The sequence below is a fragment of the Anabaena azotica FACHB-119 genome, from assembly GCF_014697625.1.
GTDB lineage: Bacteria > Cyanobacteriota > Cyanobacteriia > Cyanobacteriales > Nostocaceae > Trichormus > Trichormus azoticus_A.
In genome coordinates this window covers 231713-244688 of the sequence record NZ_JACJSG010000001.1, presented here as the reverse complement: position 1 = coordinate 244688, position 12976 = coordinate 231713, and the positions used below count along the sequence as shown (strand labels likewise).

The following is a 12976-nucleotide window of genomic DNA, read 5'->3' as shown; positions in this document are numbered from 1 at the left end:
TTCATACTTGATTTTTGAAACATACTTAGGGTGGGCAGTGCAGCGCCAAAACCATGATAAGGTGGGCAATGCCCACCCTACATGTACTGAGATTTTCTCAAAATTCAAATAGGATTCCTACATAACCTAGTATTACTTAGAAAATACATAATAACTAATAATTTATACAAATTCAAAGCCTCTCCCCCCGTGGGGGAGAGGTTTGGAGAGGGGTCAAAATCTCTGCCGCAAAACGATAAATCAGAACTTATATTTTTCTTTCTTTGGACGAAACAACCCTACTGCTTTTTAAGGAGGGTTTAAGGGTATTTAAAATATTTGATACATCATCAAATATTTTAAAACATTCAATAACAAACACTGCAAGGATTTTTTATATTTAATTTTTATTTAGTCATGTAAATAAATGTTTACTGGTCATTCTTGATGATTAAAAAAAGTAAACGCACCTTGCCAATAAGAACAAAGTGCGATATCTGCAATAATTTTCTATCGAGACTCAACTAAACAGAGAAAACTAGACAAAAAGCAGATTGTAATTTACACATCCTGTTCGCTTAACTCACGGGTGATGTGGTCAAATGGCTCATCAACAAAAGTGGTGTTGGTAATACCAGCACCCACAACTTGAGCCTTAACCAAATCCTTGAGAATTTGCACACCACGCACTGTAGGGCCAATGGGTACACCTAAAGAATTGTAAGTTTCCCGCAAGCCTTGCAGCACTCGCTCATCTAAAACATTGGTGTTACCAGCAACTAGCGCATAAGTAGCGTAGCGCAAGTAATAGTCCATATCTCGTAAACAAGCAGCCAGACGACGAGTAGTATAGGCATTACCACCGGGACGTATCAACTCTGGTAGTTCTTCAAACAACTTAGAGCCTGCTTGCTTAACAAGTGCTGCTGCATTCGAGTTAATTGCTGCTGCTGCTTGTACACGAGCAGTACCACTATCAAAATACTCTTTGAGGGTATCGATCGCATTCCGGTCAAAATACCGACCAGCAACGTCATAATTCTTAATTAAGCTTGTTACCGCATCGCGCATTCCATCTTCTCCCAATCGTTGCTATCTATGGTTTGATATTAATTTGGTGGCACTACGCACCAGTAATATATTTTTGTGCTATTAAAAATAGATTCGGCACAAAAACCATCTATCTGTTACTTATGGATTCTATGCCAAAGTTGACCCCTATGAGATTAACTTTCCCCATTTGTGTAGATATCGAAAGAAAGGTTAATATTACCTGTAATCGAGACGTTCTGTAACAAAGGCTACAAAAAAGACCAATGTTTAGAATCTAGGATATTTCAGGTGTGTCATCAACTTTGTTCCGCTCAGTAGGGTTTAGATGCTTTGGCGATTCTGGTTTGACTTTAAGAAATTGGCAGAGAAGGAGTAAAAATGACAACTGCACAAGAAATCTTGAAAAAAATTCAAGATGAAAAAATTGAGCTGATTGACCTCAAATTCATCGATACAGTAGGGACTTGGCAGCATCTCACCGTCTACCAAAACCAAATCGATGAAAGCTCCTTCACCGACGGCGTACCCTTCGATGGTTCCAGCATCCGGGGTTGGAAAGCAATCAACGAATCTGACATGACAATGGTTCTCGATCCTAACACTGCTTGGATCGACCCATTCATGGCAGTACCCACCCTCAGCATAACTTGTAGCATCAAAGAACCCCGTACAGGCGAATGGTACAACCGTTGCCCAAGGGTTATTGCCCAAAAAGCAATTGACTACTTAGTTTCCACTGGCATTGGTGATACAGCCTTCTTTGGCCCTGAAGCTGAATTTTTCATCTTTGATAGCGCCCGCTTTGCCCAAAGCGCTAACGAAGGCTACTACTTCCTCGACTCGGAAGAAGGTACTTGGAACGCTGGTAAAGAAGGTACACCAGATAAACCCAACCTGGCTTACAAACCCCGGTTTAAAGAGGGTTATTTCCCCGTTGCACCAACAGACTCTTTCCAAGATATTCGGACAGAAATGCTGTTGACGATGGCGAAATTAGGCGTACCCATCGAAAAACATCACCATGAAGTAGCCACTGGTGGTCAGTGTGAGCTAGGCTTCCGCTTTGGTAAATTAATCGAAGCTGCCGACTGGTTGATGATTTACAAATACGTCATCAAGAACGTAGCGAAAAAATACGGCAAAACCGTTACCTTCATGCCCAAACCATTGTTTGGTGATAACGGTTCCGGTATGCACACCCACCAGTCTATCTGGAAAGATGGCAAGCCCTTATTCGCGGGTGATAAGTATGCAGGTTTGAGCGAAATGGCGTTGCATTACATTGGTGGTCTGCTCAAGCACGCACCAGCGCTGTTGGCTCTGACCAACCCCAGCACTAATTCCTACAAGCGTCTCGTTCCTGGTTATGAAGCACCTGTTAACTTGGCTTACTCCCAAGGAAACCGTTCCGCCTCTATCCGTATTCCTCTGTCTGGGACTAACCCCAAAGCCAAACGCCTAGAGTTCCGTTGTCCTGATGCTACCTCTAACCCCTACTTGGCATTTGCTGCCATGTTATGCGCCGGTCTTGATGGCATCAAAAACAAAATTGACCCAGGCCAGCCCTTAGATAAGAATATCTATGAACTATCTCCAGAAGAACTGGCGAAAGTTCCTTCCACACCTGGTTCTTTAGAATTAGCTTTGGAAGCACTAGAAAACGACCACGCTTTCTTAACAGAAACAGGCGTATTCACTGAAGACTTTATCCAAAACTGGATTGATTACAAACTGGCTAACGAAGTTAAACAGTTGCAATTACGTCCTCATCCTTACGAATTCCATCTCTACTATGACGTTTAATTAATAAGCGTATCTAAGAGTATAAATTGCCACCCGCAGGGGTGGCTTTTTTTTGACTCTCATGAAAATTCACAAATTGTAATTTTCCTAGCTCATAGAGGCATTGCTGCTGCCATAAATAGCGCGTGTAGTAGGGTCGATTTTTCCTTGCGTGGGATTCCAGTAATGGGATAGTTCTTCAGCAGGAAGACCGAGTTCTTGTGCTGCACGCATCAGCATTGATTGTTGACGATTCTTCACTTGCTGATATTGGCGCATCATAATTGCACGAGATTTTTCTTGAATAGACATACCACAGTCCTCCAGTGATATTAATTTGATTTAACTCCAGACATAATCAATATATCAAAAATTCTGTAGCTTATGCTACGGAATTGAGTTTTTATTACAAATCTTAATATTTGTGTAATTGCAGGGGACTGGGGCGAGATGAGAAAGATCGGAAAGATGGGGTTGTTTTTTTGACTTCAACAACGATTGGTAAAAATACCTTTCTCAAGAGCGATAATTTATTTGTTACATTAATTTACACTGTCTCATACTAGGCGATAACCGCTAATGCAGCGTAAGTGCCGGTGTTGAGACAAGCTCAATGACTACTCAAGCCATCAAACTTTAACAAACTCACTGAAACTTATGACAGTTGTTTATCCAAAGAAATTCCAGAATAGTTTGAGTGCGAGGGATGTTCTCAAACAGGTAGTGGGGAATCGCGAGATGCACCTGATCACCCTCAACCGTTATCGTTATAGTGAGCAACGCAGTTGTAAAGACCTGACAGATATCATTGAACGGCTAAATGGAAAACCACCGGAACTGATTAGAGATTTATCGCACCACATTTCCGATGAAGCGCGTCATGCCATGTGGTTAACTGATTTGTTGGTGGACTTGGGGGTAAATGTGGGAACTCCCCCTGGAAATTCCTACATTGATGAATTTGAAAGGTTGCTTGATGACGAACAACAAGATCCCACTCAAGCGCTAGAAGAATTTGTAATTTCTGCCCTAGCTGCAATTAACGTTACAGAAAAACGCGGTTGTGAGTATTTCTCTGCTCATATTTACGCCCTTAAACAAGCACCCCAAACAGAGGAAAATATGAGAATCCGCGAAACCATTGAAAAAATTCTGCCAGAGGAAGCTGGACACGTGCGTTGGGGTAATCGTTGGTTAGCACAGATAGCAGATAAAAGTCCAGAACATCGCCAAAAAGTTGAGCAAGCCAAGCGTAAGTATGCTGCTATTGAACAAGCAGCTTTTGAATCAGGAATGGATATAACGCTAGGTGCAGAACTGCGACGAGTTGCTAACTTGATGGAAGTAGCCAATACTATGCCAATGTGGCAACGGCCCCAGTATCTGATGGAACGCTTACCACAAACTTTGTTAGCGCCCCAGTTGCAGTTTACCAGACTTCAGATTGCACAAAAAGCTTGGCAACGCGACCCGCAAGCTTTTATGGAAAAATTTGTCCCAATGTTTATCAATGGGCTGAAAAAGCCAGAAAATAACTTGAACAACTAGGGATTAGGTAGCAATTGTTTTTCAATTCTACTAGGTTGGGTTAGCTGCGGGTTTATATTCCTCAACCCAGGTTGCTTCTAAGTGAAAAGTCTTTTAGTTGATGATGGGGTAAGCATTATGTCTGCCCCATCTTTGTTATTAAATCAGTTATCAGTCAGCCAGGGCGTATGGTGGGGGATAAAGAAGCGCCTCCCTACGCCTTACACCAATTGCTGTGGTGTTTCACCAAGGTATTTAAGTACGGGCGGGTTTAACGAACATATCTGTTTTTAACATGAATTACTCAATGAACCCGCCCCTACAACTGATAACATTGTGTTTTTGACATACTCCCCACCCTAAAAGGGCAGAGATTCTGGGTTCAAACAACAGCTGCGGGCATACCCGTCTTAATACTATCTCGCCCAACAGACAATGCCCTGCCTGTTTGCATTATTGTATCAAAAAGCCGTCCTTAAAGGACGGGGCTTTAAACCCAATTTTTCGGTAACAGCAGCGTTTAAAGTGGCTGGTGGCTGCCAAAAAGGCTATTAAATGTTGGGAAAATGGGGATTTGCTGGTTAGACAACGCTGATTGCCTATGAAAGATATACCAAGTTGTGTTTAAAGATGTTTGTTTGAGCAGGAAAGGAAGCAACCCACCCCTAGCCCCTCCCATGAGGGGAAGCAACCCACCCCTAGCCCCTCCCATGAGGGGAACGGGAAGTAGCACAGAGTAAGATACTATCTTTGACTGCAACTTAGTATCAGGCGATCGCCATCACGCATTCTGGATATTTTCAATCATAGTTTTACGTCCTGTACCCCGATGAGGTATGGGAGTTTCTGGTTGATTATGCTTGTGTTTGGAGTTTAATGAGAGCATATATTCTGAATTAGAAGGAGAAAAGGTTAAATTGCGATTAGCCATTCCCTGGTCATCAAAAATGAGGGAACCAAATACCAGACTCGAAACTAACATCGGAACAGCAGCACGCATTTTTAAAGCCTCTTTGTAAATTCTCTTATCTATTGCTACTGAGTTTATGTGACGAATCCGGAAAATATTAAAAAAAGTAGTGCTTTTTACTGAAAACTAATAAAAATGTGCTTCTATCTCAGGTCATCTACCAATAACCAGTGACCAGAATGATTTAGACGACCCCAAACCCTGATATGTTGCTGATTTGATAAAGCTTGTAATTGCTCATCTATGTGCGATCGCCAGCTTACAAGCTGCCAAACCTGTCCCAGGGTAGCAGGTGGTGTAGCAATCTCGAATCTGTAATCTTGCGGATTTAGAATATGAACAACTCCTGTAAAACAATCAGATCTACGTGGAAATACTAGATTGTGTTTTTGGCGATAATATGTATTGACAGAATCTGGGCAATTGCCACTATCTGGATATAGTTGAGGCTCCTTGATGTAAGACAATTGCCAATGCAACCATTCTGGATGGTCGGGTGGTAGATTAAACAGAGGTGCGATCGCCGCAGGAGCGCGATGGTCTTGTAGTAATGCTTCCTGTAATCCTTGTACAGGTAAATCTCGCGGCTGACAGTCCAACTCGACACACATAGCCGCCGCCATTCCCGCAGCTTGACCGATACCCAACACCACAGGTTGTAATCTAGTCGCCCCGTTGGCTATGTGAGAAACAGAAATATTCTTTTCACAAACCAAAAAACCATCTATAGTAACTGGAACTAGACAACGATAAGGAATTGTGAAAGGTGTCCCCGTCCAACGTCCGCCCCAACGGATAGATTTAGGTTGTAGGGGTAAGTCAAACCCCGGATAATGATGGTCATTGGCATAGTTACCAATAGCAATGGTATCGGGAAATAAAGATGCTACCCTACCGCCTGGAACTGGCAAAATATCCTGTTCTGTAATAGTAGTTAGTCCTACCAAACGGCGACTTTCTCTGTAGTATGGGTGCAGTGCAAAAGCTGGTGAGTTGTGAGGAAAAACTTGCTCTGCCAAACCGTAACGCTTACCTAGCTGAGTTTGGATAAAATGAGCAAAATTTTGGCTATGCCAACGAGATTCTTGCAGAAAATCACTCTTAGCTGCTGCTGATTCTATCAGTCGCCCTACTCCTTCACCGTAGTCATTACCACAAATTGGCCAGTTAATCATAAATAGATTACCAGGCAAACGTCCATAATTCAAGAACTGCTCCGCACCGTAGTTTTTCCAAGCATCAGCAAACAGCGCCGCATCATAATTAGGTGCAGGAGGAATATCAGGTGCGACTGGTTCGCCAAAATCCTGCATCACTACCACCCAAGTAGGGGACTGTACAGGATATTCTTGGGTGATATGATTAAAGCTAGTTGGGGAGCTGGGTTCTCCCCAGTGCGATCGCAATTCCCAACCCCAACGGTGAGGGATATCTGCTAAAGCGAGTAAATCCCCTAACTCTGTACCATCAATTGTTATATTGGCTTGTACGGTAAAGTCTGCAAACCTGACACCAGTAATACAATTCCCTTGACGCAGAACCTCTAAGGGTACTTGTCCAGAAATCCAGTGCAGATTAGATAATTCCTTCACCCAATTAGCAAAAATTTCCGCTCCAATACGCGGATCATAACTGAAAAAGCTCACCCAACTATTATCTAAACCCCCCGGCTGTCGCTGTTGCAACTCTTGTAAAAACGCACCCCATAACCCCGTTTGAAACGCAATCAATTCATTTCCATCGGGTGCAGATACCCCAGCCGCAGTTAACATTCCCCCTAACCAAGAAAACTCACTCACCAAAATAGTTTTTGCACCCCTTCGCGCCGCTTGAATAGCCGCAGCCGTTCCGCCAGTTCCACCACCAACGACTAACACATCAGTTATATAAGTTTGATGAACCATAAATTTAAATTCACGTATTTTTAACCAGGATACATACAAATTCATCCTGTTTTATAGCAGGGGACAGGTAACAGGTGACAGGGTTAAAACTATTTCGCTGTCTAAGTTTTATTTCTTAATGTCCTAACTATAAAGTTAACTATCACTATCTGATGGCGCAAGTGATGCGATCGCTTGACTATGGCATATAACAACCAGGACTCTGACCGGAAAACTGATCACATCTTACCAAGGAAGAGGAAAGATTTCTCAGTTCTATAAATCGATAAGCACTAAATAAAATTGCTATTAGAGAAAGCATCATCATTATTAATAAAAATAATCTAAATACTTTTCCTGAATTACTTTTACGAACAGCCCTATATGAAATACCAGCAGATAAGGAGCTACATAAAAAACATATAATAGAAAATCCTATTCTTACACCTAGTGCATCTAAATCTACAACATATGGATATAGAGAACCACCTATATCAGTATAAGGATACAATAAAGGATTCATCTTAATTAAAAACAATAATAAGAAGAAATAAGTAATTGAATTCAAAATAGTAACTAGCACAATTGTAAATAACTTACAAATGAGTGATTCATTAAAATGAAAATTCATAATCAAAGGTTAACTATCACTATCTGATGGTGCAAGTGATGCGATCGCTACACTATGGAATATAACAACCAGGACTCTGACCGGAAAACTGATCACATATTACTAAGGAAGAAGAAAGATTGTTCAATTCTATAAATCGATAAACACTAAATAAAATTGCTATTAGAGAAAGCATTATCATTATTATTAAAAATAATTTAAATACTTTTCCTGAATTACTTTTACGAACAGTCCTATATGAAATACCAGCAGATACAGAGCCACATAAAAAACATATAATAGAAAATAATCTTATTGCAAGTAGTGCATCTAAATCTACAACATATGGATATAGAGAACCACCTATATCAGTATAAGGATATAAGAAAAAATTGTTGAAAAACAATAGTAAGAAGAAATAAGTAATTAAATTCAAAATAGTGATCAGCACAATTGTTAAAAATTTACAAATGAGGTCTTAATTAAAATTAAAACTCATAATCAAAGTTGATATTTGATAGAAATAAAAATTTACACAAAGCTTATAAGAACACCCACGACTCAGTTTGTTCGATTTCTACTTTTCATCCTAATTAATTGCTCGTTACTCATGCTCATCAACTGACATCTTCCACCTTCTCAATAAGGAGGTTGTGGGCATGAAGATAAAACTAGACATTAATAATATATGAAAGCAAATTAGACATTTTTCTGATTTTTCAACAGCAACACTAACACTGCTCCTGAAAAAATTCCCCCAAGCCAACCGAACAAAGTATTGATTAAAATCCACCAGCCAGCTTGCTTGATAACTGGGCGCATAATCCAAGACTGAATTGTTCCTACTATAGGGCCAATCCATAATAAAGTATAGTCGGCATTATTTCCTGACAAGAGCAGGGAGATACAAGCACCAGCAGTAGTCCCCCACATCCATTGTTTTTCAGATATGGGAATTTGCCGCCGCAATATTAATGCCTGCATATACCCAATTGTTAAACCCATCGTTGCGGCTAAAACTTGATCACTAATTATTGTACCAAGCGGTCGTAGCAGAGTTTGGGCGATCGCTCCAATAATACATCCTGCAATCAAGCCTGCAACATTAACTAATACCCACTGCAAATAAAAACCCAGCCCTATTGTTGCAGTTTTGGCAGGTATAGGCGGAGGAGATACAGACTGTTGAGGGATTTCTTGACGATACTGGGCGGGAACTGTTGGTGGCGGAGAATGTAAAGGCGGTTCACCTACCTGTGGAATATCACCATCTTGCCTCATCGGTAGTGTTGGCGGTATGTTTGCTGGTGATGTTGATGTTTGCGTTGGTGCGTAGCTATTTTTGGATACTTGATTTATCTATATTTCGGATATTGCGTTTATGTAATTTGGAGTATATCATTGATGTAAATAGAGTTATACCATTGGTATATCATCAATTAGAGTTCACAAACATGACTACCAAATTTAGGCATAACCAGCCTTTAGAGTCAGTTATGGCTCAGGAAAGAGAAGCTCCAGATATTAGAGAAATTGATCGCTTACTGAAAATTAAAGATTTTCAAGCAAGACTAGTAGGAGCTAACGGAGAAGTAATTACTATTCCTGATTCCGTTTATCAAGTGCTGTGCCAAGTAGTTCATGCAATGGCCTTGGGTCAAGCTATATCTATAGTTCCTCAAGAACAAGAATTGAGTACACAACAAGCCGCAGATTTTCTTAATGTATCGCGCCCCTATCTAATAAAGCTATTAGAACAAGGCGAAATTCCTTACATCACAGTAGGAACACATCGGCGTGTTCGTTTTAAAGATTTGAAAAAATACAAGGAACACAGGGATAACAAGCGTAGCCAATCTTTACAGGAATTAATTGAGATAAGTGAAGAAGCTGGTTTGTATGAGTATGATGAGTAAATACTCAGAAAAAACGTTATGGTCGGTGTAGTCTTAGATGCCTGTGTTCTATTTCCAATGTACCTACGAGATACCTTGCTATCCATAGCTGAGGCTGGTTGGTATATGCCCTATTGGTCACAGAAAATCTTGGATGAAGCTATAAGTAACCTTGTTATTAACAAAAAAATCTCTTCTGATGTGGCTAAACGTTTAGAAGGTGAACAGTATCGTATTTCTCACAATAGAGGAGTTTTAACAATTAGTGCTAAAGATGGTCGGGGGAAGATTCTACAATTTGAGTATGGGAAAGTAGAAGGTAAGCTCACCTCAGCAGATATTGAGGCATTCCAAATCTTTGAACAAACTTTAGAGCAAGAATTAGCACTGGTACAAAAACAGAAATCTAAAACCTTATAGCTTAACGTAGACGAATAATGTTAAATCTAGTATCGTTGAGCGGTGAAAAATTAGCGTGAAAGCACAGGTATTTAGAGGTGTAAATCAGCTATCTTACGAAGAAATCCCCGTACCGACTCTGGAACCGGATGAAGTGCTGGTACAGGTGCGAGTAGTCGGTTTGTGTCAGTCAGATATTAAAAAAATTCGTTATCCTCTGTATGAACCACCGCGCATTTTCGGGCATGAAACAGCCGGGACTATTGCCGCAGTTGGTTCTCAAGTACAGGGTTGGCAGGTAGGACAACGGGTAGCAGTCATGCACCACATACCTTGTATGCGTTGTGCCTACTGCTTGAATGATAACTTTTCCATGTGCAGTGTTTACAAAAACATTTCCACCACTGCCGGTTTTAACCCCAGTGGCGGCGGTTTTGCTGAATACGTCAAAGTTCCGGGTCATATTGTCCAAAATGGCGGGTTAATAGCGATCCCCGACAATATCAGTTTTGAAGAAGCAAGTTTTGTTGAACCAACCAACTGTTGTTTAAAGGCAGTGAAAAAAGCCCAAATTGCCCCTGGACAAACTGTGCTGGTAACTGGTGCGGGGCCAATTGGGTTAATGTTTGTCATGTTGGTGAAATATTTCGGGGCAAAAGCGATCGCCACCGATTTGCTACCCTCAAGAATAGACAAAGCCTTGAATGTCGGTGCAGAAGCAGCATTTGATGCCCGTGATCCCGACATAAGCGCCAAAATTCACGCCCTCACCGATGGCTTAGGTGTTGATGTCACACTCTTAGCTGTTCCTAGTGAGAAAGCTTTCTTCCAAGCTCTGGATTGTACCAGAAAAGGGGGAAAAATCTTATTCTTTGCCGAATTTCCTGATGAATTAGAAATCCCCATCAACCCCAACATTCTCTACCGCCGAGAAATCGACTTAATGGGCAGTTACAGTTCATCCTATCGCCTGCAAAATCTCTCGGCCGATATCGTCTTTAACCGCCGTATTGATGTGCAAGCATTAATCAGCGATCGCTATCCCCTCAAAGATTTATCAGCAGCCGTAGATCAAGCGATCGCACCAACACCAGAAACATACAAAATCCTCATTTATCCTTAGATTGGGGACTGGGGACTGGGGACTGGGGATTGGGGATTGGGTAATTTTCTTCTCCCCTACACCCCCACACCCCTACACCCCTACACCCTGAAACTAACATGGAAATATCAATCATCCTCGTAATAGTCGCCTTACTAGCCTTCTACGTAGCCTGGAACTTGGGGGCTAACGATGTTGCGAATGCAATGGGAACTTCTGTCGGTTCCAAAGCTATTACTTTAAGACAAGCATTAATTATTGCTGGATTGTTGGAGTTTACTGGCGCTGTCTTATTTGGGCATGAAGTGACACAAACCCTAGCAACAAAAGTTGCTAACCCTGAATTATTTGCAGCTACACCCCAAATTTTAGTTACTGGCATGATGACAGTGCTGATTTCTTGTGGTATGTGGTTGCAAATTGCTACATCCCTTGGCTTACCAGTATCTTCTTCTCACGCAGTTGTAGGTGCGATCGCCGGGTTTAGTTGGGTAGCCTTGGGAGTAGGTGCGATCGATTGGTCATCAATTGGATTAATAACTATTGGTTGGATATTAACCCCAGTGATCAGTGGTGCGATCGCCGCATTATTTTACAGTCAAATCAAGCACTGGATATTAGAACAACCAAATCCAGTTGCACAATTAAGAGAGTGGATTCCCTGGTTGAGTACAATTCTCTTAGGTGTATTTGGCGTAATCGTCCTCCCCTCCCTCACTCAACCCTTAACCAAGTTCTTAATTGAAAAACTCGGTGTCAACATCCCCCCCCACGATATCCCCCTCGTAACAGGCACATTAGCCGCCGTAGGACTAACCCTAATCAATTGGCGACAGCTTGACAAGAGGCAGGAGTTAATAATTTCTTCCTCATCTCCCTCATCTCCCTCATCCCCCTCATCTCCCTCATTCCCCAACCCCATCGAAACTCTCTTCGCCCGCTTCCAAGTCCTTAGTGCTTGCTTTGTCGCCTTTGCACATGGTTCTAATGATGTGGGGAATGCGATCGCACCTTTAGCGGCGATCGTGTATATTAATCAAACTGGGCAAGTTCCTAGCGATGGGATCACTGTCCCACTGTGGATTTTAATTCTCGGTGGTGCTGGAATTGTTGGTGGTTTAGCCGTTTGGGGTGAAAAAGTTATCGCCACAATTGGCGAAAATATTATTGCTTTACAACCCAGTAGTGGATTTTGTGCAGAACTAGCCACCGCCACCACTATTTTATTAGCCTCCCGTCTTGGTTTACCAGTCTCCACCTCACACGCTCTGGTAGGTGGCGTAGTTGGTGTAGGATTGGTACAAAGCCTGAGTTCGGTAAAATTTACAACTCTCCAAGGTATTGCCACTGCATGGTTAGTAACAGTGCCTATCAGTGCCGTCCTCAGCGCTGCCATCTTTAGCATTGCTCGGATTTTATTGTTTTAGCAAATAAACTCTAGGATATACATATTGGTTTGAACTAGAAGCTAGAGGCGTATATCTGTACATCCCCACAAGGATTTTGATCCACCTTGGCAGGGCTATTTCCTACATCTACATAATAGCCAGAAGTATAGCAGTAGCCACATAGGTTAGGACATAGGTAAATATCATAAAATCCTTATATTAACAAGCTTTTAAGGCTGTCACCCTTTGGGTATGCCTCCGGCACGCCAAGGGCGAACGCAGTCGCCTACGGAGGGAAACCCTCCTACAGCGCTGTCTCACCTGTCCCCTATCCCCTATCCCCTGCTATTTTTTGGCAAAATGGCAGTTAATTAATTAGGATATGTGC

Annotated in this window: 12 protein-coding genes; 6 read left to right on the top strand and 6 right to left on the bottom strand. The window is 41.8% G+C overall.

The features are described 5' to 3' along the window. Positions 1-540: 540 nt before the first annotated feature. A complete protein-coding gene (apcB, locus tag H6G83_RS01080; protein WP_190465747.1) occupies positions 541-1050 on the bottom strand; it encodes an allophycocyanin subunit beta in 510 nt (169 codons plus the stop codon). 360 nt (positions 1051-1410) lie between these two features. On the opposite strand from apcB, the gene glnA reads away from it, so the two are divergent. Next, a complete protein-coding gene (gene glnA, locus H6G83_RS01075; RefSeq protein ID WP_190465745.1) occupies positions 1411-2835 on the top strand; it encodes a type I glutamate--ammonia ligase in 1425 nt (474 codons plus the stop codon). An 87-nt stretch (positions 2836-2922) separates the two neighbouring features. On the opposite strand, the gene H6G83_RS01070 is transcribed toward glnA, so the two are convergent. Then, positions 2923-3126, bottom strand: a complete 204-nt coding sequence (locus H6G83_RS01070; RefSeq protein WP_190465743.1) for a hypothetical protein — start codon at positions 3124-3126, stop codon at positions 2923-2925. A gap of 345 nt (positions 3127-3471) precedes the next feature. Between H6G83_RS01070 and H6G83_RS01065 the strand changes: the two genes are divergently transcribed. After that, a complete protein-coding gene (locus H6G83_RS01065) occupies positions 3472-4362 on the top strand; it encodes a ferritin-like domain-containing protein (protein WP_190465741.1) in 891 nt (296 codons plus the stop codon). 760 nt (positions 4363-5122) lie between these two features. Here H6G83_RS01065 and patX read toward each other — a convergent pair. The 4 genes from patX to H6G83_RS01045 all read right to left on the bottom strand — a co-directional run bounded on the left by patX (position 5123) and on the right by H6G83_RS01045 (position 9085). Further along, positions 5123-5341, bottom strand: coding sequence for a heterocyst-inhibiting protein PatX (gene patX, locus H6G83_RS01060; protein WP_190465739.1), 219 nt, complete (start codon positions 5339-5341; stop codon positions 5123-5125). A gap of 113 nt (positions 5342-5454) precedes the next feature. Then, positions 5455-7215, bottom strand: coding sequence for an FAD-dependent oxidoreductase (locus tag H6G83_RS01055; protein ID WP_190465737.1), 1761 nt, complete (start codon positions 7213-7215; stop codon positions 5455-5457). Between the two features lie 178 nt (positions 7216-7393). Next, positions 7394-7717, bottom strand: coding sequence for a hypothetical protein (locus H6G83_RS01050; protein ID WP_190465735.1), 324 nt, complete (start codon positions 7715-7717; stop codon positions 7394-7396). Positions 7718-8503: 786 nt separating this feature from the next. Then, complete coding sequence (locus H6G83_RS01045) at positions 8504-9085, bottom strand: hypothetical protein (protein ID WP_190465733.1); 582 nt, start codon at positions 9083-9085, stop codon at positions 8504-8506. 173 nt (positions 9086-9258) lie between these two features. On the opposite strand from H6G83_RS01045, the gene H6G83_RS01040 reads away from it, so the two are divergent. The 4 genes from H6G83_RS01040 to H6G83_RS01025 all read left to right on the top strand — a co-directional run bounded on the left by H6G83_RS01040 (position 9259) and on the right by H6G83_RS01025 (position 12627). Next, on the top strand, positions 9259-9720 hold the full coding sequence (locus H6G83_RS01040; RefSeq protein ID WP_242044365.1) for a helix-turn-helix domain-containing protein: 462 nt from the start codon (positions 9259-9261) through the stop codon (positions 9718-9720). An 18-nt stretch (positions 9721-9738) separates the two neighbouring features. Next, the gene (locus tag H6G83_RS01035) at positions 9739-10119 is read left to right on the top strand and encodes a hypothetical protein (protein WP_190465731.1); all 381 of its coding nucleotides are present in this window, start codon (positions 9739-9741) and stop codon (positions 10117-10119) included. A gap of 55 nt (positions 10120-10174) precedes the next feature. Further along, positions 10175-11221 carry a zinc-dependent dehydrogenase gene (locus tag H6G83_RS01030; protein ID WP_190465729.1) on the top strand — a complete coding sequence of 349 codons (1047 nt, stop codon included), beginning with the start codon at positions 10175-10177 and terminating at the stop codon, positions 11219-11221. A gap of 98 nt (positions 11222-11319) precedes the next feature. Continuing rightward, positions 11320-12627 carry an inorganic phosphate transporter gene (locus tag H6G83_RS01025; protein ID WP_199328264.1) on the top strand — a complete coding sequence of 436 codons (1308 nt, stop codon included), beginning with the start codon at positions 11320-11322 and terminating at the stop codon, positions 12625-12627. Positions 12628-12976 lie beyond the last annotated feature (349 nt).

Coding starts and splice junctions, on each gene's coding strand:
- apcB (WP_190465747.1), bottom strand. CDS start 1,050: ATGCGCGATGCGGTAACAAGCTTAATTAAGAATTATGACGTTGCTGGT.
- H6G83_RS01065 (WP_190465741.1), top strand. CDS start 3,472: ATGACAGTTGTTTATCCAAAGAAATTCCAGAATAGTTTGAGTGCGAGG.
- H6G83_RS01055 (WP_190465737.1), bottom strand. CDS start 7,215: ATGGTTCATCAAACTTATATAACTGATGTGTTAGTCGTTGGTGGTGGA.
- H6G83_RS01035 (WP_190465731.1), top strand. CDS start 9,739: ATGGTCGGTGTAGTCTTAGATGCCTGTGTTCTATTTCCAATGTACCTA.
- patX (WP_190465739.1), bottom strand. CDS start 5,341: ATGCGTGCTGCTGTTCCGATGTTAGTTTCGAGTCTGGTATTTGGTTCC.
- H6G83_RS01070 (WP_190465743.1), bottom strand. CDS start 3,126: ATGTCTATTCAAGAAAAATCTCGTGCAATTATGATGCGCCAATATCAG.
- H6G83_RS01050 (WP_190465735.1), bottom strand. CDS start 7,717: ATGAATCCTTTATTGTATCCTTATACTGATATAGGTGGTTCTCTATAT.
- H6G83_RS01045 (WP_190465733.1), bottom strand. CDS start 9,085: ATGAGGCAAGATGGTGATATTCCACAGGTAGGTGAACCGCCTTTACAT.
- glnA (WP_190465745.1), top strand. CDS start 1,411: ATGACAACTGCACAAGAAATCTTGAAAAAAATTCAAGATGAAAAAATT.
- H6G83_RS01025 (WP_199328264.1), top strand. CDS start 11,320: ATGGAAATATCAATCATCCTCGTAATAGTCGCCTTACTAGCCTTCTAC.
- H6G83_RS01040 (WP_242044365.1), top strand. CDS start 9,259: ATGACTACCAAATTTAGGCATAACCAGCCTTTAGAGTCAGTTATGGCT.